Source organism: Hyunsoonleella ulvae, from assembly GCF_016827605.1.
Taxonomy (GTDB): Bacteria; Bacteroidota; Bacteroidia; order Flavobacteriales; family Flavobacteriaceae; genus Jejuia; species Jejuia ulvae.
Genome location: NZ_JAEPJQ010000006.1, coordinates 217,705 through 242,199, shown reverse-complemented (window position 1 = coordinate 242,199; position 24,495 = coordinate 217,705). Strand labels below are relative to the sequence as shown.

Sequence of the window (24,495 nt, the reverse complement as noted above, 5' to 3'; positions counted from 1 at the left end):
ATTATGTTAATGAGTTTATAAACCATATTTATAAACGCTTATCCATTTGCTTTACCATAGCATCTTTCCAGACTTTAAAATCTCCAGCTAAAATATGTTTTCTTGCTTCTCTAACCAACCATAAGTAAAATCCTAAATTGTGTATGGTGGCTATTTGTTTTCCTAATAGTTCATTTACCGAAAATAAATGTCTTAAATAAGCTTTGCTATATTCAGTATCTACAAAAGTAATACCCATTTCATCAATAGGAGAAAAATCATCCTCCCACTTCTTATTTTTTATATTTATAGTACCATGAGCTGTAAATAGCATTCCATTTCTGGCATTACGTGTTGGCATAACACAATCAAACATATCAATACCTAACGAAATATTTTCTAAAATATTGATTGGTGTACCAACTCCCATTAAATATCTAGGTTTATCCTCTGGCAAAACATTGCACACAACTTCTGTCATGGCATACATTTCCTCTGCAGGTTCTCCAACTGATAAGCCTCCAATGGCATTACCTACTGCTCCAGCATTTGCAATATATTCTGCTGACTGAATTCGTAAATCTTTATACGTACTGCCTTGAACTATTGGAAAAAATGCTTGATTATAATCATACTTCAAAGGTGTTTTTCCTAAATGCCTGATACATCTGTCCAGCCAACGATGCGTCATATGCATAGAGCGTTTGGCATAATTGTAATCACAGGGATATGGTGTACACTCATCAAAAGCCATAATAATGTCAGCTCCAATTGTACGTTGAATTTCCATGACATTCTCTGGTGTAAAGGTATGGTAACTACCATCAATATGGGATTTAAACTTTACACCCTCTTCTTTAATTTTTCGATTTGCAGAAAGGGAATACACTTGATAGCCTCCAGAATCGGTTAAAATATTTCTATCCCAATTCATAAATTTGTGCAAGCCCCCAGCTTTTTCTATGATATTGGTTTGTGGACGCAAATACAAATGATACGTATTTCCTAATATGATATCTGGATTAATATCATTCTTAAGTTCGCGTTGATGCACACCTTTTACCGTAGCAACAGTTCCTACAGGCATAAAAATAGGGGTTTCAATCACACCGTGGTCTGTAGTAATCGTTCCTGCCCTTGCTTTACTCTGTAAATCTTTATGTTTTAAATTGAATTTCATAACCTTTTCCCAATGCGCAAACCTACATATTTTATGGCAAAAAAAACAAACTATTCAGCACTACTTAACGTTTAAGTAATTTTATAAAAAATAGAATGTTAATACTTTGTAAAACTGTTCTAATCCCCTATTTTTGTCGCGCAAAAAATAATCATTTAACATGCCAAACATTAAACACTTAGAGGATATCTGCACACAAGTAAGAAGAGATATCTTGAGACAGGTGCATAAAGTAAATTCTGGGCATCCAGGAGGCTCTTTAGGTTGTACCGAATTTTTCGTTGCGCTTTATAACGAAATTATGGATAGAAAAGATGAATTTGATATGGATGGGATTGGCGAGGACTTATTCTTTTTATCAAATGGTCATATCTCACCTGTATTCTACAGTGTTTTGGCAAGGGCTGGATATTTCCCTGTTGAAGAATTAAACACTTTTAGATTAATAGATTCTCGTTTACAGGGGCACCCTACGACACATGAAGGTTTGCCTGGAGTAAGAATTGCATCAGGATCTTTAGGTCAAGGTATGTCTGTTGCTATTGGTGCTGCTCAAGCTAAAAAAATGAATAACGATGATAAGATTGTGTATTCGTTGCATGGCGATGGGGAGTTACAAGAAGGACAAAATTGGGAAGCTATCATGTATGCTTCAGCTAAGAAGGTTGATAATTTAATTTCTACTGTAGATTTAAACGGTCAGCAAATTGATGGTTCTACAGACGATGTGTTACCTATGGGTAGTATAAAAGCTAAGTTTGAAGCTTTTGGATGGACTGTTTTAAATATTGAAGATGGTAACAATCTTGAAGCAGTAATAGAAGGCATGGCCAAAGCCAAAGCTGAAACCGGTAAAGGAAAACCCGTTTGTGTTTTACTAAGAACCGTTATGGGCAATGGCGTAGATTTTATGATGCATACGCATGCATGGCATGGTAAAGCACCAAATGATGAGCAGTTAGCTATTGGACTAGAACAAAACCCTGAAACGTTAGGTGACTATTAACCACTTACTAAAAACAAATGAAAACATATACATATACAGAAAAAAAAGATACTAGAAGTGGTTTTGGAGCTGGTTTGGCTGAACTCGGTAGGACTAACCCAAATGTGGTTGCGCTTTGTGCAGACCTTATTGGATCTTTAAAAATGAACGAATTTATTAAAGAAAACCCAGATCGTTTTTTCCAAATAGGTATTGCAGAAGCTAATATGATGGGAATAGCTGCTGGTTTAACCATTGGTGGTAAAATACCGTTTACTGGAACTTTTGCCAACTTTTCTACAGGAAGGGTTTATGACCAAATTCGTCAATCTATTGCTTATTCTGGCAAGAACGTAAAAATATGTGCTTCTCATGCTGGCTTAACTCTAGGAGAAGATGGGGCTACACACCAAATTTTAGAAGATATTGGTTTGATGAAAATGTTACCAGGAATGACGGTAATTAACCCATGTGATTTTAACCAAACCAAGGCTGCAACTATCGCTATTGCAGAGCATCAGGGTCCAGTATATTTACGTTTTGGACGCCCATCGGTGCCGATTTTTACGCCAGCAGATCAAAAATTTGAAATAGGTAAGGCTATTAAATTTACTGAGGGTACTGATGTAACCATCGTTGCTACTGGACATTTAGTTTGGGAAGCTTTAGAAGCATCAAAGGTATTAAATGAAGCTGGAATTTCTGCTGAAGTGATAAATATACATACCATTAAACCTTTAGACGATGCAGCTATTTTAGAATCTGTAGCTAAAACTGGATGTATTGTTACTGCTGAAGAACATAATATCCTTGGAGGATTAGGCGAGAGTGTTGCTAGATTGTTAGCCACTAACACTCCAACACCTCAAGAATTTGTAGGTACTAATGATACTTTTGGGGAGTCTGGCACCCCTGCACAATTAATGGAAAAATATGGGTTAAACAGTGCAACTATTGTAGAAAAAGCTAAAACTGTTATCAACAGGAAGTAACATATATTTTGATTATAGATAAGGGTAATTTCTTAATGTTAGAAATTACCCTTTTTTATTTTTTATCTTTAGTTTGTTAAAATATTTAACGTTTGGCAACGTTTTTGATATTATACTTGACATCAAATCTAAAAACGAATAATTATGAAAAGTACGAGTGAATTACAACGAGAACTAAACAACCAATTTTCTACAGTAAAACTCATTCTATTACTTACAGCAGTTTTGCTTTTATCACTTTCTAGCTATGCGCAAACCCAAACTGGCTTTGGTTTAAAAGGAGGTTTAAACTATAACGCAAATGGAAACTATTTTGATGCTGTTCAAAATAATGCTGAAAATCCAGATAGAAATATTGGCTATCATGTAGGTATCTTTGGAAAAATAGGTAAAGAAGTATATTTAAGACCTGAGTTAGTTTATACCAGAACTAAAAGTGATTACAGAAACGACAGTTTTGAAATGAGTAAACTAGATGTGCCTGTGCTTGTTGGGGTAAAGGTATTAGGTCCTTTAAGTGTATTTGGAGGTCCATCATTTCAATATATCTTGGATTCAGAATTTGATAACATCTCCATTAATAATATTGAAAATGATTTCTCTGTTGGGCTAAACTTTGGCATTGGGTTTAATTTGAAAAAATTAGGAATTGACCTAAGATATGAAAGAGGCTTTAGTAACAACGAAGCTACTTTCCTTCAAAACAATAATATAAATGTCCAAGATAGACTAGATACTAGACCAGACCAACTTATTTTAAGTTTATCCTTAATATTATAATGCAATTATATTTATATAAAACAAAAAAACTTACCAGATTGGTAAGTTTTTTTGTTAGTCTAATTTCGAAATAGCGTCATCAGGATCTAAATAATTTGGAACTCCATCACCATCGGTATCATCATTAGTAGGATCTCCATCATTATCTAAATCTTCGTTAATGGTTAATACTCCGTCACCATCATCATCTATGTCAATGAAATTTGGAGTACCATCTCCATCAGTATCATCATCAAGTTCATTTTCATCCTCAAGTACTATAAATTGATCGTTAAATTCGCCAGTGGTTACAAACTTTTCCAAATGAGAAGGCACCCCATCGGCATCATAATCTGTTTCAATTGATTGTAATAAATCAAATTTGAAGATTAATGGTGAGTACGCTGGAATATCGTTCGAAGGTGCCGCGGCAAAATACGATAGCCCTGACGGTAAAAACATAACACCAGAACCATGATTATTATAGGTAACTGTCCCATCAACTTCCTCAACAAAAGACATGGCAGGTTTAAAATCTACAAGAACTTTCTGCCATCCATTTAATGGAATATCTCCTCTGGCTCCATCCTCACTAACTAAATCAAAATCAACAGGTGTTACGGCATTATCAAAAATAGTTTTATTTAAAAGCATTCCCTCGTATATAACTCTAACTTTATCAGAGAAATTGGTAAAACTCTCTCCGCCTCCAGTATTCAATCTTAAAGTATAAAAGGTGTATTCTGTACTTCTAAAAGTAACAGTTTTAGATTCTACAGCTTTAATTAAAAGAGAATCTGCATCTTCAGCAATATTGTCACTATCTGTTACTTCTACTATTTTCAAATCAGCAATCTTAGCATTTTGATTATTTAAAAAATCACTTTTATTGTAATAGTGGCTCTTTAAAAATTTTTGAATAGAATCATTATCAGCAATTTGCTGTTCCGTTCTATCCCTTAGAATTACCTCAGGAATTGTTACATTGTTATCATCACTACTACATCCTACTAAAAATAAAAGAAAAAATATTGTAAAAAAGAAAAATTTATAATCCAAAATCAGTAATTCCTTAAAATTAATTATAGCCACAAAGATAAGACTATATCTTAATCGAAATCAAAAACTTTAAATTAAAAAAGAAAGATTTAACATATAATAAAGAAAGAAAAAATCTTTAATATAATAAAAATATTACTTTTTTTATAATCTTTATACTATATTTACGTAATAATTTTTAATTTAAAATATATGAAAAATCTCAAATTATTATTTTACCTATTAATTTTTGGTGTTATCTTATCATGCGTAACAGAATCAGATGAATTAACTCCAAAGGAAGATCAACTAATTTCTAATGAAGATAATGAAATAGCTCCTTTAAATTTTTATTACAAAAACCAGACTTACACTTTAAAATTTAAAATAAATACGAATGTCGAAAACAAAAATCAGACAGAACAAATCATCCCAATAAAAGATGCGTCTTTCGATTTCATTAAAGAATTAGATGAAAAAAGTGAAACTTTAATTAGTTATATGATAAATAAAGATAATTATATTCTCTTTGAAAACGATAATGAGTTTTCTAGTTACCTAGCAAAAACTAAAAAATCGTTATCCGGAAAATCCAATAGTTACACTACTCCTTATGACGATCCTACCTCGCTAGAAATATTTACCAATAGCAATTATAATAGTAAAATCTATTGGTGGACTGATAATGATATTAATGGTTATGGTGGTAGCAGCGCTTGTTACTTCAGATATGTTGACAATGAAAATCGTCTAAAACATTTTAACAGCAGTGCCAATTGGACTGTTCACCAAACTAATTCTGTAACAGTTTGTTTCAGCAATGCTCCATTTGGAAATAATCCAAATGATAAAATGAGTTCACTGAAAGTAAAAGATTGTTTAGCTCGCTTTTATGAGCATAGTTACTATGGAGGTAGGTCTCTTGTTATTGATGCTAGAACTACAATAAATCCTTTAGTAATAGCTAATTTACATGACTATAGAATGACCTGGAGACGAACATGGAACGATGACATCAGTTCTGTTAAGCTAACATATTAATTCTACATGAAATATTAAACAAAGAGAACTAAGAAAATTTTTTTCTTAATTCTCTTTGTTATCTTCGCATATAAACCTGTAAGATGCGTTTAGACAAATATTTATGGTGTGTTAGGTACTACAAAACAAGAACTTTAGCCTCTACCGCTTGTAAAAAAGGGCATGTTAGGGTTAACGGTACAGTGGTTAAACCTAGCCGTGAGGTTTATGCTACTGATAAAATTTCTTTACGCAAAAATCAAATCAATTATCAATTAACGGTTAACGACATTCCTCCCAACAGGGTGTCTGCCAAACTTGTTGATATTTACAGGGTAGACACAACACCAAAAACTGAATTTGAGGCCCAAGAATTACTCAAATACTCTAAAGATTACTATAGAAAGAAAGGAACTGGTAGACCAACAAAAAAAGATAGAAGAGACATTGATGATTTTAATGCCGAAAATGATTAATTTAGTTGTTAAATAGTGACTATTATTATGGAAGTAAAAAATAATATTATTTTAAATCATAAAGAAATCCAGCATAAAATAAGGCGTATTGCTTTTCAAATATATGAAACCAATGTAGATGAAAAAGAAGTGATAATTGCTGGTATAGGTAATAATGGCTCTATATTGGCTAAAAAGTTAAAATCTACCCTAGAAAAAATCTCTGATATTACACCTATACTGTGTAAAGTTACTATTAACAAAGAAAACCCTCTAGCCCCCATAACCACATCTTTAAAGCCAGAGGAATACATTAACAAATCCATCGTTTTGGTAGATGATGTTTTAAATTCAGGAACCACACTAATTTATGGTGTAAAACATTTTTTAAATGTGCCTCTAAAAAAATTTAAAACCGCTATTTTAGTAAACAGAAACCATAAAAAATATCCTGTAAAGGCAGATTTTAAAGGCATCTCTTTATCTACTTCTTTGCATGAGCATGTGGAAGTAAACTTAACTGGAAAGAATAATCAAGTTGTTTTAGAATAGTTCCAGAACAATATCCTCAACAATCTCTGGCTTTGTTTTATCATCTGTAATGATATGATGCTCTGCCTGACTATAAAATTGCGAACGCTCAAAAAGATGTTTACCTATAAACTCGGTCATTAACTCTTCGGTTTCTATGTGAGCAATTAAAGGACGCTTAGCCTTTTTCTTAAAGAGTTTTTTAGAAAGAAACGGTAAAGACCCTTTTAAGTATATTGAAACAGCATTGTTTGAAGCTAAAATCGCTTCCATATTACCAGCAAAACATGGTGTTCCTCCTCCTAAGGCCAAAACAGTATTATCTTCAAGTTTAAGTAAGTCTTTTAAATGTTCTGTTTCTTTTTTTCTAAAATAGATTTCTCCTTTGGTTTTAAAAATTTCTTTTACGGTAGCATTTTCCTTTTCTTCTATGTAATCGTCTAAATCAATTAAATTGTAGTTTAATTTTTTTGATAAAATTCTCCCAACTGAGGACTTTCCCGACCCCATATATCCTAATAAAACTATGATCATTTTAGTGCTTGTAATTGATTATTAAAAACATAGATAATTGAGACACAAAAAAACGAAAAATTATATAAAAAAAGCATTGTTTTATTAATTAAACATTATATATTTGCACCCGCTAACAACAAGGATATTTTGTTTTAGTAAGACCGGGTAGCTCAGTTGGTAGAGCATCTCCCTTTTAAGGAGAGGGTCCTGGGTTCGAGCCCCAGCCCGGTCACAAAAAAAGTTAAGCATTATCGCTTAACTTTTTTTATTTTAGCATACCTCAAAAAAAGCACACGTGGCGGAATTGGTAGACGCGCTGCCTTGAGGGGGCAGTGTCCTTATGGACGTGGAAGTTCGAATCTTCTCGTGTGCACTTCGATAAAAAATTACTTTTAAACCTGAAACGCACTCAAATCAAATCTGGTTTGAGTTTTTTATTTATCGAGAAGTATTCAATTGTTGTAAAAACCTTCGATATTGTGGGTTTCTGGGATACAACTCTACCAACTTTGATGCTGTATTTCTTGCCTTATCAAAATTACCCTGCTTTTGAAAAACATAAGCCATAACATATAGTAATCCTTCGTTATTGGGATCTAGTTTTAAGCCTTTTACTGCGATATCCTCAGCGTTCTTTAACTTACCCACTTTATCATAAAGCAAGCTTAAATTATAATAAAACCTTACATTATCAGGCATGTGCTTTATCGCTAATTTCATTTGAGTTATCGCCTCATCTGTCCTGTTTTGCTCCGCTAATAACAATGCATAGGAATAATAGGTCTGCGCAAAATTTGGTTCTTGCTGAATAATCGTTTTAAAGGCTTCTTCTGCTTTTAAAATAGCTTTATTTCTATAGTATAAATTGGCAAGATTAGTGCGAATCATATTATTCATACTATCAATCTCCAAGGCTTTTTCATACCATTTTATAGCATTTTCCACATCTCCCTGTTTAAGAAAATAAAGCGCCTTTTTTGCTCTTCCTCCTGAAAAGTCTGAGGTAACATCTAAATGGGTTTCAAACTCTTTTTTAACCTCTTTATAAATCTCTCTATACGCCTCTGGTAATTGAAATTCGTTAAGACTAGCAATTGCCAAAAATGCTTTTACCCTAACCGTGCGCTTTTCATCTCTAAGAAGAGGCAAGAAGTAGTTAATATAGTCGCCAGAATTGATATCGCTAAACGCATCGATAGTTGCACCTCGAACTAGTGGCGAATCATCATCTAAAAAGGCTAGCATATTTTCTACAACTGTTTCATCTAGATAATTAGGCATTGCCCTTACGGCAGATGCCCTAGCTATTTCTGGATAAATAGTGTCTTTTGATAATTCCAATAGTTTCTCAAAACCATGAACATCACCTGTAAGCGCTGGTGCCAACAACTCGGAAAAATGTTTGTTTTTAGGAGTACCATGCGATTTCTTGTAATTTGCCAATGCCCATTCATCATCTTTATCTGTATGGCATTGAGTACAAGCGTTAGGTGTGCCATATTTTAAGCTTAAATCTGGGCGGGGTATTCTAAAACTATGGTCTCTTCTGTAATCATTACCCATATAGGTCTTTCCCGACATATGGCAATTGATGCACTTTGCACCTTCTGAACCTTCTTGATGAAAATGGTGAGTAGGTACATCGTATGTTTTGGGTTCATGGCATTGGGCACATAATAGATTACCTTGAAACTTTAATTCTAAAGAATGTGGATTATGGCAGTTGGTACACGTTACGTTATTCTGATACATTTTACTTTGAAGAAACGATCCATACACATAAACCTCATCCAAAATTTGTCCATCAGGATGATATAATCCATTGGCTATTAACTGCGGAAAATAATGGTCTAAAAAAGTGCCTTCAAAATTATAAAACTCTGAGTATTGTTCTCTTCTAGCATGGCATCTTGCACACTCGTCTACTAATGTTTTTGGAGATGTTGCAAATGTCATTTTTAAATCTCCTTTTGGCTTATACCTATCCCCTAATGTAGTCACGTTATCAACATGAGTTTTGCCTGGTCCATGACACGTTTCACAGCTTACATTAATTAGAGCATATTTTGTGTTGTAAGCATGGTTCTCTAAATCATAGTTTTTTCTAACATTAGTGGAGTGGCAATCGGCACACATATTATTCCAGTTTAAACCACCACGGGACCAGTGCAACCATTCGGAGTGTACCACTTTAAAATCTGGATACAAATCGAACCATTCTTCTTTTTCAGTATCCCAAGCTGTTCGCAAACATTGATAATGTCCATCTGGAAATTTAACGATATACTGCTGTAAAGGTTCAACGCCAAAGGTATATTCAATTTTAAAATCATGATACATGCCATCCCTACCCTCAGTATTTACATAATAACCTCCTTCTTTTTTAAAAAACCTAGAAGTAATACCCTGGCTTTTGTAAACAGTGTTGTTAAAATTCCCCAGTACTGTTGTATCATTGGCAACCTGCATGGCTTTATCGTGGTGCGATCCTTTCCAATCCTTAAATTGCGCCTTATGACAACTTGCACATGCTTCATCTCCTAAAAAATGTTCATCTGGAATTAAGTGCGTAGAAATAATCTTTTTTTTAGTAAAACTCTGTGTGTCAATATATTCTGATTTACCATTCTTGCAAGACAAAAACAATGAAAATGTTAAAATCAAAACTATCCAACGCATAAGTAAGGGCTATAAAATTTTAAAGTGATATAAAATAGTGAATGACCAAAAATACTTAATAATCTCACAGTGGCAAAGGTTTTTAAGAGGAAAACAAACTAAAATCACACACAAAAAAAGTATAATTAGATTGTAAAGATGTAACCATCTCAATTATTTTCTGTTAATTTTTTAATTTTTTCGTGTCTTTTTTGAGGTTTATTCAAGAGGTATTCGTAATTTTGTTTAACAAAAATTGCTTTTTAATGAACAATTTGCAAGTAAATTTTAGTATTAAAGATCTTGAAAACCTAACGGGTATAAAGGCTCATACTATAAGAATATGGGAAAAGCGATATAATTTATTGCAGCCTAATAGGTCTGAAACAAACATAAGAAATTACAGTTTAGCTAGCCTTCAAAAGCTACTAAATATATCTTTTTTAAATAATAGTGGCTACAAAATTTCTAAAATAGCAAAATTAAGTGAAGAAGAGATTCCTATTAAGGTTAGGGAAATAGCATCCAGAGCAAAAGTAGAAGACCATGCTATAAATGCTTTCAAGCTCTCAATGCTAAATTTTGATCAAGTTTTATTCTACAACACCTATAACAATCTCATTGAAAATAAATCTTTTAATGACATTTTCTACGATATTTTTCTACCCCTATTACATGAAATAGGTCTTTTATGGCAAACAGATACCATAACTCCTGCTCATGAGCACTTTTTAACATCGCACATAAAACAAAAAATATTATTAAACATAGAACGGCTTCAAAGTTTAGAACCTAAACCTGTTTCTACAACCTACATTTTGTTTTTACCAGATAATGAAGTACACGACATTGGTCTACTATTTATAAACTATCAACTTAGAAGCAAAGGTTACCATACTATTTTCTTGGGAGAAAGCGTTCCTATGTCTAGCTTAGTAAGTGTTTTAGAGTTTTTTGATGAAATAACATTCATTACATACTTCACTGTTAAGCCAGAAATTGAAGATATTCCAAACTACCTTAAGGAGTTTAGCCAACTTTTGTTAAACAACTCTAAAATTAACCTAAAGCTTTTAGGTCCTAAATTGGTATCTCTAGATGAAAACATGAGCTTACCCGAGCGCGTTAAAATGTATGATTCCATCGAAAATTTAGTTAAAGATTTATAAATACAGTTCTTTTTGTTTAACTTTTAATTATATTTGTTAAACATGAGAAAAACAATTGCCATAATAGGTTCTGGATTTTCAGCACTTTCTGCCAGTAGTTACTTAAAACAGTACGGCTTTGACGTATCTGTTTTTGAAAAAAACGATACGGTTGGAGGACGTGCTAGACAACTAAAAAAGGAAGGTTTTACTTTTGATATTGGTCCCAGTTGGTATTGGATGCCAGATATATTTGAAAAGTTTTTTAACGATTTTGGCAAGTCAACTTCCGATTATTATCAGTTAGACAAGCTCAGCCCAGCATATAAAATTTTCTTCAAAGATGAAGTGATTACCATAGGGGACACAATGGACAAAATATGTGCAGAATTCGAACGTATTGAACCTGGCAGCTCTAAACCTTTACAGAAATTTATCAACAAAGCAGCCACTAATTATGATATAGCTATAAATAAAGTAGTGCTAAAACCTGGAATATCGCCTTTTGAATTGGTAACGCCAGAAACGGCAACCCGAGTAGACCAGTTTTTTAAAACCATTAGTGGAGATGTTAGAAAAAAATTTAAAAATCCCAAGCTTATTTCTACTCTAGAGTTTCCTGTGCTTTTTCTTGGAGCCAAACCCAGTAACACACCATCATTCTACAGCTTTATGAATTATGCCGATTTTGGTTTAGGCACGTGGCATCCCAAAGGAGGTATGTATCAAGTGATAAAAGCCATGAAAACTCTTGCTGAAAGCTTAGGTGTAAAAATATATACTGATAGTGCTGTAGAAAAAATAAATGTAGCGCAAAAAACTGCTACCTCTATACAAGTAAATGGAGTCATTAAAACCTTTGATATTGTTTTAAGTGGTGCAGACTACCATCACTCTGAAACTTTACTCGATGAAACCTACAGACAATATTCCGAAACCTATTGGTCTAAAAAAACGTTTGCACCTTCATCCCTACTATTTTATGTGGGTTTCAATAAAAAATTAAAAAATATCGATCATCACAATTTATTTTTTGATACGAGCTTTGAAACGCACGCAGAAGAGATTTATGATAACCCTAAATGGCCTAAAGACCCATTATTTTATGCAAATTTCCCCTCTGTAACTGATACATCAATGGCACCTAAGGATTGTGAAACAGGTTTTTTCTTAATACCTATAGCCCCTGGTATTGAAGACACCAATGAAATTAGGGCACAATATTTTGACATCATCATCTCTCGATTTAACAAGTTAACACAACAAGATGTTACAAATAATATTATCTTTAAAGAGTCCTTTTGCGTTAAGGATTTTATCAAGGAATACAACTCTTACAAAGGTAACGCCTACGGCATGGCAAACACACTCTCTCAAACTGCCTTTTTAAGACCTAAGCTTAAAAGTAAAAAAGTAAAGAATTTGTATTTCACCGGTCAACTCACTGTCCCAGGACCTGGAGTGCCACCATCGCTAATTTCTGGAAAGTTAGTAGCGCAACTTATTAATAAACACCATAATCAATAATATGAAAGCATTATTTGATACCGTTTCATACAATTGTAGTAAAGTAGTAACTAAAAGTTATAGTACTTCATTTTCGTTAGCCACTAAAATGCTATCTAATTCCATTAGAATGCATATTTACAATATATATGGATTTGTAAGGTTTGCAGATGAAATTGTAGATTCTTTTCATAGTTACGATAAAGAAGATTTATTTGAGCGTTTTTCTGAAGATTTAGAAAATGCACTTAAAGATAGAATAAGTCTTAACCCCATTTTAAATTCATTCCAGTATACTTATCATAAGTTTAATATTGATAAGAGCATGGTTGATGCTTTTATGAGAAGTATGCGATTAGATTTGCATAAAAGTGATTATCTATCTGACCAAGAATACAAAGACTATATCTATGGTTCTGCTGATGTGGTTGGTTTAATGTGCCTAAAGGTGTTTGTAAAAGGAGATGAAAATAAATTTAATGAGTTAAAAGATACTGCAATGTCGTTAGGGTCGGCGTTTCAAAAAGTAAACTTCTTAAGAGATTTGAAAGCTGATTTTAATGAATTAAATAGAAGCTATTTTCCAAATATTGATTTAGATAATCTGGACGAAAATTCCAAAAAACAAATTATTGATGATATTGAAAGTGATTTTGAAAAAGGGTTAAGCGGCATTAAAAAATTACCAATGGAGGCTAAATTTGGTGTTTTTATGGCATACCGTTACTACAGTCAACTTCTAAAAAAGTTGAAGAAAACACCAGCATTGCGAATAAAAGACACGCGTATCAGGGTCTCTAATCCCAAAAAAATTGAACTCTTGATGCGCAGTTATGTAAAATATCAATTAAATTTAATGTAATTTTATACCATGCAAATTGTATTGTGGATACTCGTTTTTTTAGGAACATTTTGCTTTATGGAATTTATGGCTTGGTTTACACATAAATACATCATGCATGGGTTTTTATGGGGTTTACATAGAGACCACCACCACAAAGACCATGACAGTTGGTTTGAGCGTAATGATGCCTTTTTTATTTTTTATGCAGTTGTAAGCATTGGCTTTTTTTTACTTTGGAAACATAACATCTTATGGGTCGGACTCCCCATAGGTCTTGGTATTTTTGCATATGGCCTGTGCTATTTTTTGGTACATGACATTTTTATTCATCAGCGTTTTAAAATGTTTAGAAATGCCAATAATTGGTACGCACATGGGGTTCGGAGAGCTCATAAAATCCACCATAAACATCTAGGAAAAAGTCACGGCGAATGCTTTGGCATGCTTGTAGTCCCCTTTAAATACTTCAAAAAGAAATAATTAAAGATGCCAATTGGTTCCCATTTTGACTATATCATTATTGGCAATGGTTTAGCAGGTTTGCAACTGGCTTTAAAAATGGCTTCAGATACTTTTTTTTACGATAAGCAAATTGCATTAATAGATCCCTCTGAAAAAAACATCAACGACAAAACTTGGAGTTTTTGGGAAACCGAACCTTCGCAATGGAATTATTTACCAGAGAAAACATGGAAAAGAGCTAATATTATAGCTTTTGAAAAGACTCTTGATTTAAACCTCTCGCCTTACACATATAAATCTATTAAGGCTATTGACTTTTACAATTACGCTAAACAACAATTAAAAAGTCATAATAACATTCACTTTATAATTGATGAAGTTGTCTCCCTATCTGAAAACGGAACTTTAACCATCAATACTAAAAAAAATAGCTTTTCTGCAAATCATGTTTTTGATAGTAGAATACCAGAATCTTTCTATCAAGATTCTAAAAGCATCAAGATAAATCAGCATTTTAAAGGTATTATCATCAAGACCGAAAGAGATGTTTTTGATGTAGATACTTTTACTATGATGGATTACCGTTTAAAAGATGGCAAACAAACTACATTCACTTATGTACTGCCCTTTTCAAAAAATGAGGCCTTGGTGGAGTTTACTTATTTTACAGAAAATACTGTTGATGAGTCAGTATATGATATCTATTTAAAAAAATACATTAAAGGCTACCTAAAAATTGAAAACTATAAAGTTATAGCATCTGAAACGGGAAATATTCCCATGACAACCTTTCTATTTGATCGATATAACACTAAAAATATCACAAAAATTGGTACTGGTGGTGGTTGGGTAAAACCTTCATCAGGATACTCATTTAAACACACAGAACAGAAAGTAGCAAAAATTATAACTAACATTAAAGCAAATAAAAGACCTTCGCATCATCTCTTTAAAAAGAAATATAAGTTTTATGACAAAGTGTTTCTTAAAGTTTTAAAAGATGAAAACCACAAAGGCGAGTGGATATTTAAACAGTTTTATGCCAAAAATGATATTGAAACTATGTTTCGTTTTTTAGATGAAGAATCTAACTTTTTAGAAGAATTAAAAATTATGTTTTCACTTTTTTCTTGGAGTTTTATAAAGGCTTTTTTTAAAACACTATAATTAGCGTTATTGCACTACCTTTTTTTTATAAATTTCCACATTACCTGTAACTTTTTCTAAATAATAATTTTCAACAAAATAAGCATAGATAGTATTACCATAAATTGATACAACCTCACTATTCTCTTTTAGTTTTAATATAAATAATGGAGGACGATTCAATAAATCATCCATAATAACACGTTGTTCCTTAAAACTCTTTACAAACATTAAATTAAAGAATTTACTAGAAGATACCCTATTTGATTCATATAACGCGTGCATCAAACTAATATCGCCACCTAACAAGAATATATTATCTCTTTTAGAAGAGTTATTCTCAATCCAACCTTGCATATCAACATATGGAGCATTTGGATAATCTAAAAATGACTTTCCTATTTTGGCTATTTGGTAGTATGGAAAAAAATAGATAACCACTAAAATCATAAATTTAAAACTATGTAATCCTTTTAGCTTTTTGATGTGGTTTAGCCTAACCTTCAATCTACAAAACACTAAAGCCAATAAAATTGAAAGTACTGGCAACATTTGTTTTAACTGGTGCCCATAGTAATTTCCTGATAGATTTGCCCCTAAAAAATCAAAGAAAAGCCATACTAGAAGAAGCATTAATAGTTCTCTGTTGTATAATTTCCTATCTATCCAAAAAAGAAAAATAAATGGATAAATACATAAGAATCTTGTGGTAAAAAAAACATCAAAAAACCTACTAAAACGTAACTCATTAAAACCTTGCCCCGACCCTTGATTAAATAAAATACTCCAAGCACCTTCTAGATATTCTCTTACCGATACCCCATTTAAATATAAAACCAAATAACAAATTATGTTTATTATAAAAGCACCTAGTATAAGAGTACCAATATCTAAAAACCTACTCTTAAATGATTGTTCTTTATTGATTAGAAAAACGATAACAATTAGAGCTATCAGGCTTAAAATTGCTATTTGCTTAAAAACAATAGAACTTCCAATAAAAATCCCAGCGAGTAGTAAGTAATATATATTTGCACTTATATTTTTATACTTAAAAATAATATAAAATGAAGCTACAGTAAACAAAGACATAAAAACCTCTGTGTAAGAAAGTGCAAGACCATCCATTACATGCCAACTTATCATCAACCCGTATATACACATACATAAAACCCCGCATAACTTACTATCTAATAGTTTTCCTAAAAGATATAATAAGTAGGAAGTCCCAATAATACAAACTGCACCAAAAAGCCTGATAGAAAGCGCATTCCCATGAAACAAAAAACTATTTAATGCATTTAAAAAATAAATTCCTGGAGTTTTATTTTCTACAGCGTTTTTATAGGGAGCCAATCCATTCTCTTCCCATATTCTCCCAATATAAGCCCAGATAATTTCATCATACAGTAAATATGGGTATAACGCAATTACAACTAAAATCAAAAATAATCCTGTGCCAATACACAGTGGAGAAAAGAGTATATTTTCATACTTATTTTTCCTCATGGTACTCTTTTTCCAAGTTAATATCCCATATATTAGCTTTACTCTTAATGTTATTTTTAATATTGTTTACAGCTGTTATAGCTGTCATCATAGAGTGGTCTTGGTTATTATACTTATGCATGCCATTTCTTCCTATTAAAAATAAATTTTCGATTTTATCAGTAAAATCTCTTATTTTATCAAATTCATTATAAGTCCCAAAATAAGCAGGATAAGCTTTAGGCATCTTGATGATTGTACTATCAAGAACGGCATCTCTTTGGATAATATCTATGGAAACTAATTCATCAATTGCAAATTCAATAAATTTTGCATCCTCCATACGCCACAGCTCATCTCCTACATTAGAGAAATACTCAAGTCCTATCCAAACATTATCTGGTTGTGCAACCAAGTATGGAGACCAATTATTAAATATTTGTAACCTACCAACCTTAACTTCTTTTTCTTGAATATATATCCAGTTATCTTTAATAAGGTTCTCTCGATCTCCTATTTTTAAATTCTTAAGAAGCAACCCAACAGTAATAAAATCTCTATACACCAAACCTTCACTAACTCTCTTTACATTATTAGGGACTACCGTGCTAGACATACTTCTAATTAAATGTTTTACAGGCATTGAAGAGAAAAAATAACTCCCTTTTACAGTTGTGTCTTTATTGCTAGAAATATCTTTGTAGGATACACTGTTTATCAATCCATCAGTAAGTTGTATCCCAATAACTTCAGCATTAATTATTACCTGACCTCCTTTTTCTTTTACTAGTTTAGCGACAGTCTCCCACATTTGTCCAGGACCTAACTTAGGATACATAAATTGCTCAATTAAACTTGTATCTAATTTTTTCTGATCAATAGACTGATTACTTGTAAAAAGAGATTTTACAAAATGAATAATGGTTCGAGAGATAGAAAGCTTTTTAATACGTTGAGACCCCCAATTTGCATCAATTTGAGAACAAGGGACGCCCCATACCTTTTCTGTATAATCCTTAAAAAACGTCTCGTAGAGTTCTTTTCCAAATCTACTAATAAAAAATTGTTCTAAGTTTTGGATATTCTTAATTGGAAAAAATCGTATTTGTAGATAAGTCCATCCAATCTTTATAATTTTCTTAAACCCTAGTGAAGATAGCGTCTCCCAGTTTATTGCTATCGGGTAATCAAAAAACTTTCTTAAAAAAAAGATTCTGGATAATCGTGATCTTATTAGCATTACTAAATCTTCCTTTTCTGGGTCTGGACCTCCTTTTTTAAATTTTGATTTATTATTCTTTTTTGTGTTGGCAATTTCATCTTTTGATGGAAATCCTTGGACAGGTAGAATATTTCGCCACCAATCCATAACAGTGTCAGACTTGGAAAAAAACCGATGACCTCCGATATCAATTCTATTTCCCTTATATACCTCGGTTCTTGAAATCCCTCCTATTTTATCAGTCTTTTCCAAAACGATAGGAACAATATCTGTTTTAGTCAAAAATTCATAAGCTGCAGTAAGCCCAGCTGGTCCTGCTCCAATTATTATAGCATATTTGTTCATATCTTCTTGTTGCAACTTCTTACTCTTTATAATTACAAATCATATAGTATTTTTATTTAAACTGCCCTTTAGCTTCCTCCCAAAATACATCCATTTCAGCAAGTGTCATGTCTGTTAGCGATTTATTTAATTCTTTTGCTTTTTCTTCTAGATACTGAAATCGTTTTGAGAATTTTTTATTAGTTCGTTCTAAAGCATTCTCTGGGTTTACATTTAAAAACCTAGCATAGTTTACCATAGAAAACAATACATCTCCAAACTCGCTTTCTATATTATCTGAGTTACCCATTTTAATTTCGGTATTTAGCTCATTTAGTTCTTCTTGTACTTTTTCCCAAACTTGTTCTGGTCGTTCCCAATCAAAACCAACGCCTGCTACTTTTTCTTGAATGCGATTTGCTTTTACTAGAGCTGGTAAACTTTTCGGTACACCTTCTAAAACACTTTTTTTACCTTCTTTTAGTTTTATATTTTCCCAATTACGTTTTACATCATCTTCGTTATCGACAGCCACATCTCCATAAATATGCGGATGCCTATTAATTAATTTTTCACATATGGCATGGCATACATCGGCTATATCAAAATCATTGGTCTCACTCCCTATTTTAGAATAAAATACAATATGTAGTAATACATCTCCTAACTCTTTTTTAACTTCTTCTAAATCCTTATCTAAAATAGCATCGCCTAATTCATAAGTTTCTTCAATGGTAAGGTGCCGTAAAGTTTCCATAGTTTGCATTTTATCCCATGGGCATTGTTCCCTTAACTCATCCATAATGGTTAGCAATCTATCAAAAGCTTTGAGTTGATCTTGTCTAGAATTCATATAAGATATTTTGGTAAAAATACAATTTGATTATGTGTGATAAGGTATAATTTAGTCTTAAAAATTGATTTAAATTGTTAGATTTATAGGCACAAATAGTAAACTGTTTACACTATATATAAGAGTTACAAATAATTACCAAATTATGAATAAACATCTTTTTTTAGTAGTATTTCTTTTTTTAGTATTCAATAATAATGCAAAAGCGCAAAATAATGAAATGACAATAGGCTTTAAAACTGGAGCAAATTATTCATCTTACACACCGAGATATATAATTCCTGGAATTGAAGATGTGCGCTATGACAGAAAATTTGGTTTTTATCTTGGTGGTTTTTTAAGCTTTGAAATATCGAATGATTTTAGAATTCAACCAGAACTCATTTTTGCAATACAAGGTTCAAAATTCGTAAATGAAAATATTGAAATTACTGATTCAAATAACTTCAACTCAATATTCGTTGACTTTGAATCTAACATTAATGAATCTACAATTATAATCCCAATTGTTGCACAGTATATTGTTAGCGAAAATTTTTATCTCGAAGGTGGTCCACAATTTGGATACATAATAAATCGAAAAGAGAAAATTACTAAAGACCCATTTGTTGATATTTCTGGAACACCTACTGAACCAGTTGATTTTAATTATGATAAATTTGACTTTGGATTTACATTTGGAATTGGATTTAAGCTTACAGAAAAAATTAGTATGAATACAAGATACTTTTTTGGATTAATTGAACGAAATAATACTATTAAATCATCTGTATTTAGTTTAGGATTAGAATATAACTACTAAACCACTCTAATTCTTATACTTAAAAAACCGTTAAACTCAACCTTCTACGTCCCAAACAAAGGCCAATATTTTAGAATGTGGTAAAATACTCATCTTAAATACCAAAAACCAGTAATCTAAATTATTAGTGTATCTTTGCCGCTTAAAATCCTCAGGGTGAGGATGTGTTGCTAGAAGTTTAGGTTACGTATGTCGATGCGCTTCTTATGCAACACTGCATAATAAAATCGCATACATAATACACATGAGCACATTCCAAGATTTAGGTCTAAATAACGACCTATTACAAGCTATTACTGATTTAGGTTTTGAAACACCTAGCGAGGTCCAAGAGAAAGCCATCCCCATTTTATTAAATTCCGAAACTGATTTAGTCGCGTTAGCACAAACTGGAACGGGTAAAACTGCGGCATTTGGTTTTCCTATGCTTCAAAAAATCGATGTTAGCAGTCGTACAACACAGGGGTTAATTTTATCACCTACCAGAGAGCTTTGCCTGCAAATTACTAACGAAATGAAGCTTTATGGTAAATACTGTAAAGGTTTAAATGTAGTTGCTGTTTATGGTGGCGCGAGTATTACAGAACAAGCTAGAGAGATAAAACGTGGTGCCCAAATTATTGTAGCCACTCCTGGACGTATGAAAGATATGATTAACAGACGTTTGGTAGATATTTCTAAAATTGGATATTCGGTTTTAGATGAGGCAGACGAGATGTTAAATATGGGATTTAAAGAGGATATTACTTCTATTTTATCGCACACTCCTGAAGACAAAAACACATGGTTATTCTCGGCTACTATGCCACGTGAAGTAGCTGCAATTGCTAAGAACTTTATGTATGACCCTCAAGAGATTACCGTAGGGCGTAAAAATGAAAGTACTAGCCAAGTATCACATGAATATTACCTTGTTAATGCAAGAGACCGTTACCAAGCTTTAAAACGTTTAGCTGATGCTAACCCTGATATTTTTTCTGTAATTTTTTGTAGAACTAAGCGCGATACCCAAAAAGTAGCTGAGCGTTTGATTGAAGATGGGTACAGTGCTGGAGCATTGCACGGTGATTTAAGTCAGAATCAGCGAGATTTGGTTATGAAATCCTTTAGAAATAAGCAAATACAAATGTTAGTTGCCACAGATGTAGCTGCTCGTGGAATTGATGTTGACGATATTACTCATGTGATTAATTATCAATTACCTGATGAGATTGAAACCTATACACATCGCTCTGGACGAACAGGTCGTGCAGGAAAAACTGGGGTTTCTATGGTTATTGTTTCTAAAAGTGAAGTACGGAAAATTAAGGGTATAGAACGTATTATTAAGAGACAGTTTGAAAAGAAAGACATCCCTAATGGAATGCAAATTTGCGAGGTGCAATTAATGTCCCTTGCCAAAAAAGTACACCATACTGAGGTTAATCATGATATTGACACCTATTTAGGGGATATTAATGCTTTATTTGAAGATACAAGTAAAGATGAATTGATTAAAAAATTCTTCTCTGTTGAGTTTTCTAGGTTTTATAATTATTACCAAAAAGCTTTAGACTTAAATATTTCTACATCTAACGACGATCATAAGGATTCTGGAAATTCTGTTCGTTACTTTATTAATGTTGGAAAGAAAGATGGGTTTGACTGGATGAGCTTGAAGGACTTTCTAAAAGAAGTGTTAGAATTGGGACAAGATGATGTGTTTAAGGTGGAAGCAAAGGATACGTTTTCATTTTTTAATACAGAAAAAGAACTGCAAGAGAAAATACTTGGATTTTTTACTGACTTTAAATATAACGGACGTTTTGTAAATGTAGAGATTTCCGAAAATCGTGGACGAGGTAGAAAGCGTGACCGAAACAGAGGCAGACGTAGAGATGACAGAAAAGGAAACTTTAGTTCTGGCAGCAGAAAAGATGATCGCAAACGCGATAATAAATCAAAATCTAGACGCTCTAAGTCTGGAGGAGATTTTGCCAGTTCCAGACCTAGACGTTCCAGAAGATAAGTTTTTTGTGGGCTAATCGACTAACAACACAAAACTACCATTTAGGTATGCTTTTTGTTAATTTTTAGTCAAATTAAAACCATAACACCAACATGTTAGGGTTTTGTTTAGTATTTTTAACATCTCATAACTGTGATTACGCCACTCATGAAACGTATTTTAAGTATCATCATATTACTTTTTGTCAGCAACCTTGCCATGGCTCAGGAAGCTGATACTAAAGCCATTGGTGTTGTGGTAAATGCAGCAGATGACAAGCCTCTTGAAAGCGTTAATATCGTTAACCTAAACCAAGTTAAGGGTACAACAACTAACAATAAAGGGGAATTTGCCATTACTGCCAAAGTTAATGATACTTTACACTTCTCGTATATTGGTTTTAAATCTATAAAAGTTAGGGTTACCAACGACTGGTTAAAATATGGAAGTTCTACCATAGAATTGACAGAACTGGCTTTGGCTTTAGAAGAGGTTGTAGTAAATCAACTAAAACTCACAGGGTATTTAGAGGTTGACATTAAACAAGTTCCGCAAATAAATGATAATTACCGTTATCAAATTGCTGGTTTATCTAAAGGTTATGAGGCTGGTAAAAAATCTGGATTAACCAAGGTTATCGGTTCAATTTTTAACCCGGCTGACTTTTTACACCGTATGTTTGGTAAAAAGCCTAATGAGCTTAGAAAGCTCAAGCAGATGAAGCAGGATGATGAAATACGTAATTTACTCGCCTCTCGTTTTGACAGAGAAATGTTAACAGCGCTTTTAAAAGTTGAACGTGTAGATCTTGATGAAATAGTGAGTCAGTGTAACTATTCTAAAGGCTTTATTCAAACAGCCAATGACTTGCAAATACTGGATGCCATAAGCGAATGCTACGAAGAGTACAAATTACTAAGTAATAGGCGAAAAGACCGTATTTAGTATGAAGTTATATATTTTTAGTGTGATGAAACCGCTCTACAATCTCATCAAAGCTCTTAATCGTTTTTTTACACCAATCAATTCGCTTTACTAACTGTTCATTTTCAGATAATTGCCAAGGTAAATTAGTGCTTTTTAGCTTACTTGTAATATGCTGCAATATAATAGCAGCAGATACTGATATATTTAAACTCTCTGTAAAACCTACCATAGGTATTTTTAAATAACTATCGGCTGCATTTAAAACCTCATCTGATAAGCCTTCGGTTTCACGACCGAAAAAAATACAGGACTTTTTGGTTACATCAAAATCTTGTAAATCACAATCGTTTATATGAGGTGTTGTAGCTACTATTTGATAGCCATTTTGTTTCAAATCAGTAATACAAGACTTTACAGAATTATACCTATTTAAATCTACCCACTTCTGAGCTCCCATGGCTATTTCTCTATCTATGCGTTTGGTATTTTGCTCTTCTATAATATTAACGTCTTGTATCCCAAACACATCACAGCTTCTTATCACAGCACTAGTATTATGCAATTGGTATACATCCTCAATAGCTACTGTAAAATGCTTTGTACGCTGGGCAAGTACTTTTGCAAATTTATTTCTTCTATTTTCGGTTAAATACCCTTCTAAATGATGCAGTAAATCTCGGTCTATCATGTAATTCAACAATATTTAATAGGATAAAGATACAATTTAACACGTGATGCCTATAATTGGTGTTTTTATTGTTAATTATAATTCTACTAAAAACAAATATTATAGATTTTTTAAAGGTTGATGAAAAAAATATTTTAGTAGCTTTAGCATACTTTAAGTTATGTAGTCTATAGAAAAGTAATATGAAGAAAAAACATATAGTTATACTTACCGGCGCTGGTATGAGTGCTGAAAGTGGCGTAAAGACGTTTAGAGATGAAAACGGCTTATGGGAAGGGCATGATGTTATGGAAGTAGCAACTCCTGAAGGGTTTGTAAAAAATCCAGAATTAGTTTTAGATTTTTATAATCAACGGCGACGACAGCTGTTTGAAGTTTCCCCAAATGCTGCACATATAGACATTGCTAAATTGGAAAACGAACATAACGTAACTATAATTACACAAAATGTTGATGACTTGCATGAACGTGCTGGCAGCACAAATGTAATACACTTACATGGCGAATTATTAAAAGTACGTAGCACCTTTGATGCAAATGATATACAAGAATGGAAAACCGATTTGGTTTTAGGCGACCTTTGCAAAAAAGGATATCAATTACGCCCACACATTGTTTGGTTTGGAGAGGATGTCCCACTTATTGAAAAGGCTGCTCAAATTTGTGAAACAGCAGATATTTTATTAATTGTTGGGACATCTATGCAAGTGTATCCTGCTGCTGGATTAATGCATTATGCACCAAGCAATACTCCTATTTATTTTATTGATCCAAAACCCAATATTGAGAGTAACAACCGTATTACTGTAATTGCTAAAACAGCCACAGTTGGTATGCAAGAGTTTATTAGATTATTGAATTAATACTTCCAATATACATATATAAAACCTCATGGGAATATAGCACCGAATCTGCGTTAAGGATTGGAGTGGCATCCTTTTTTAAATTTTGAAAACCAAAGTTTATTTAGAACTCATATCATTGA

General features: G+C 32.6%; 23 protein-coding genes and 2 tRNA genes. 17 read left to right on the top strand and 8 right to left on the bottom strand.

What is annotated here, in order from left to right:
* Positions 1–28: 28 nt before the first annotated feature.
* The gene (gene tgt / locus JS605_RS15180) at positions 29–1,159 is read right to left on the bottom strand and encodes a tRNA guanosine(34) transglycosylase Tgt (RefSeq protein ID WP_203258573.1); all 1,131 of its coding nucleotides are present in this window, start codon (positions 1,157–1,159) and stop codon (positions 29–31) included.
* Between the two features lie 160 nt (positions 1,160–1,319).
* Between tgt and JS605_RS15175 the strand changes: the two genes are divergently transcribed.
* From JS605_RS15175 to JS605_RS15165, 3 genes are all read left to right on the top strand, one after another.
* A complete protein-coding gene (locus tag JS605_RS15175) occupies positions 1,320–2,165 on the top strand; it encodes a transketolase (protein ID WP_203258572.1) in 846 nt (281 codons plus the stop codon).
* Between the two features lie 17 nt (positions 2,166–2,182).
* Positions 2,183–3,136, top strand: a complete 954-nt coding sequence (locus JS605_RS15170) for a transketolase family protein (RefSeq protein ID WP_203258571.1) — start codon at positions 2,183–2,185, stop codon at positions 3,134–3,136.
* A gap of 144 nt (positions 3,137–3,280) precedes the next feature.
* Positions 3,281–3,916, top strand: a complete 636-nt coding sequence (locus JS605_RS15165; RefSeq protein ID WP_203258570.1) for an outer membrane beta-barrel protein — start codon at positions 3,281–3,283, stop codon at positions 3,914–3,916.
* A gap of 54 nt (positions 3,917–3,970) precedes the next feature.
* On the opposite strand, the gene JS605_RS15160 is transcribed toward JS605_RS15165, so the two are convergent.
* On the bottom strand, positions 3,971–4,987 hold the full coding sequence (locus JS605_RS15160; protein ID WP_203258569.1) for an FKBP-type peptidyl-prolyl cis-trans isomerase: 1,017 nt from the start codon (positions 4,985–4,987) through the stop codon (positions 3,971–3,973).
* A 159-nt stretch (positions 4,988–5,146) separates the two neighbouring features.
* On the opposite strand from JS605_RS15160, the gene JS605_RS15155 reads away from it, so the two are divergent.
* The 3 genes from JS605_RS15155 (at position 5,147) to JS605_RS15145 (ending at position 6,960) form a co-directional block, all read left to right on the top strand.
* A complete protein-coding gene (locus tag JS605_RS15155; protein ID WP_203258568.1) occupies positions 5,147–5,974 on the top strand; it encodes a hypothetical protein in 828 nt (275 codons plus the stop codon).
* An 83-nt stretch (positions 5,975–6,057) separates the two neighbouring features.
* Entirely contained in the window at positions 6,058–6,429 is a 372-nt protein-coding gene (locus JS605_RS15150) for an RNA-binding S4 domain-containing protein (protein ID WP_203258567.1), read from the top strand.
* Between the two features lie 27 nt (positions 6,430–6,456).
* On the top strand, positions 6,457–6,960 hold the full coding sequence (locus tag JS605_RS15145; RefSeq protein ID WP_203258566.1) for a phosphoribosyltransferase family protein: 504 nt from the start codon (positions 6,457–6,459) through the stop codon (positions 6,958–6,960).
* On the opposite strand, the gene JS605_RS15140 is transcribed toward JS605_RS15145, so the two are convergent.
* Positions 6,952–7,473, bottom strand: a complete 522-nt coding sequence (locus tag JS605_RS15140) for a shikimate kinase (RefSeq protein WP_203258565.1) — start codon at positions 7,471–7,473, stop codon at positions 6,952–6,954. The genes JS605_RS15145 and JS605_RS15140 overlap by 9 nt on opposite strands.
* A 141-nt stretch (positions 7,474–7,614) precedes the next feature.
* Between JS605_RS15140 and JS605_RS15135 the strand changes: the two genes are divergently transcribed.
* Positions 7,615–7,687, top strand: a tRNA-Lys gene (locus JS605_RS15135).
* A gap of 57 nt (positions 7,688–7,744) precedes the next feature.
* Positions 7,745–7,828, top strand: a tRNA-Leu gene (locus JS605_RS15130).
* A 65-nt stretch (positions 7,829–7,893) separates the two neighbouring features.
* Here JS605_RS15130 and JS605_RS15125 read toward each other — a convergent pair.
* Complete coding sequence (locus JS605_RS15125) at positions 7,894–10,134, bottom strand: tetratricopeptide repeat protein (protein ID WP_203258564.1); 2,241 nt, start codon at positions 10,132–10,134, stop codon at positions 7,894–7,896.
* Between the two features lie 245 nt (positions 10,135–10,379).
* Here JS605_RS15125 and JS605_RS15120 point away from each other — a divergent pair, with 245 nt between their 5' ends.
* Genes JS605_RS15120 through JS605_RS15100 form a run of 5 tightly spaced genes read left to right on the top strand, consistent with a single transcriptional unit; the run spans position 10,380 to position 15,240 of the window.
* Positions 10,380–11,282: a MerR family transcriptional regulator gene (locus JS605_RS15120; RefSeq protein WP_203258563.1), complete on the top strand. Its 903-nt coding sequence runs from the start codon at positions 10,380–10,382 to the stop codon at positions 11,280–11,282.
* Between the two features lie 42 nt (positions 11,283–11,324).
* Entirely contained in the window at positions 11,325–12,788 is a 1,464-nt protein-coding gene (locus tag JS605_RS15115; RefSeq protein ID WP_203258562.1) for a phytoene desaturase family protein, read from the top strand.
* A 1-nt stretch (position 12,789) separates the two neighbouring features.
* Positions 12,790–13,629, top strand: a complete 840-nt coding sequence (locus JS605_RS15110) for a phytoene/squalene synthase family protein (protein ID WP_203258561.1) — start codon at positions 12,790–12,792, stop codon at positions 13,627–13,629.
* A gap of 9 nt (positions 13,630–13,638) precedes the next feature.
* A complete protein-coding gene (locus tag JS605_RS15105; RefSeq protein WP_203258560.1) occupies positions 13,639–14,091 on the top strand; it encodes a sterol desaturase family protein in 453 nt (150 codons plus the stop codon).
* Positions 14,092–14,097: 6 nt separating this feature from the next.
* Positions 14,098–15,240, top strand: a complete 1,143-nt coding sequence (locus JS605_RS15100; protein ID WP_203258559.1) for a lycopene cyclase family protein — start codon at positions 14,098–14,100, stop codon at positions 15,238–15,240.
* 6 nt (positions 15,241–15,246) lie between these two features.
* Here JS605_RS15100 and JS605_RS15095 read toward each other — a convergent pair whose 3' ends face one another.
* The 3 genes from JS605_RS15095 to mazG are packed head-to-tail and all read right to left on the bottom strand — an operon-like array spanning position 15,247 to position 19,106.
* The gene (locus JS605_RS15095; RefSeq protein WP_203258558.1) at positions 15,247–16,728 is read right to left on the bottom strand and encodes an ArnT family glycosyltransferase; all 1,482 of its coding nucleotides are present in this window, start codon (positions 16,726–16,728) and stop codon (positions 15,247–15,249) included.
* Positions 16,715–18,289: an NAD(P)/FAD-dependent oxidoreductase gene (locus tag JS605_RS15090; RefSeq protein WP_203258557.1), complete on the bottom strand. Its 1,575-nt coding sequence runs from the start codon at positions 18,287–18,289 to the stop codon at positions 16,715–16,717. Before JS605_RS15090 ends, JS605_RS15095 begins: the two co-directional genes overlap by 14 nt.
* Before the next feature lie 37 nt (positions 18,290–18,326).
* Entirely contained in the window at positions 18,327–19,106 is a 780-nt protein-coding gene (mazG, locus tag JS605_RS15085; RefSeq protein ID WP_203258556.1) for a nucleoside triphosphate pyrophosphohydrolase, read from the bottom strand.
* Between the two features lie 145 nt (positions 19,107–19,251).
* On the opposite strand from mazG, the gene JS605_RS15080 reads away from it, so the two are divergent.
* The 3 genes from JS605_RS15080 (at position 19,252) to JS605_RS15070 (ending at position 22,840) form a co-directional block, all read left to right on the top strand.
* The gene (locus tag JS605_RS15080) at positions 19,252–19,908 is read left to right on the top strand and encodes a porin family protein (RefSeq protein ID WP_203258555.1); all 657 of its coding nucleotides are present in this window, start codon (positions 19,252–19,254) and stop codon (positions 19,906–19,908) included.
* 244 nt (positions 19,909–20,152) lie between these two features.
* Positions 20,153–21,916 carry a DEAD/DEAH box helicase gene (locus tag JS605_RS15075; protein WP_203258554.1) on the top strand — a complete coding sequence of 588 codons (1,764 nt, stop codon included), beginning with the start codon at positions 20,153–20,155 and terminating at the stop codon, positions 21,914–21,916.
* 147 nt (positions 21,917–22,063) lie between these two features.
* A complete protein-coding gene (locus tag JS605_RS15070; protein ID WP_203258553.1) occupies positions 22,064–22,840 on the top strand; it encodes a carboxypeptidase-like regulatory domain-containing protein in 777 nt (258 codons plus the stop codon).
* Between the two features lie 7 nt (positions 22,841–22,847).
* On the opposite strand, the gene JS605_RS15065 is transcribed toward JS605_RS15070, so the two are convergent.
* Complete coding sequence (locus JS605_RS15065; protein ID WP_203258552.1) at positions 22,848–23,510, bottom strand: TrmH family RNA methyltransferase; 663 nt, start codon at positions 23,508–23,510, stop codon at positions 22,848–22,850.
* A 182-nt stretch (positions 23,511–23,692) separates the two neighbouring features.
* Between JS605_RS15065 and JS605_RS15060 the strand changes: the two genes are divergently transcribed.
* The gene (locus tag JS605_RS15060; RefSeq protein ID WP_203258551.1) at positions 23,693–24,373 is read left to right on the top strand and encodes an SIR2 family NAD-dependent protein deacylase; all 681 of its coding nucleotides are present in this window, start codon (positions 23,693–23,695) and stop codon (positions 24,371–24,373) included.
* Positions 24,374–24,495 lie beyond the last annotated feature (122 nt).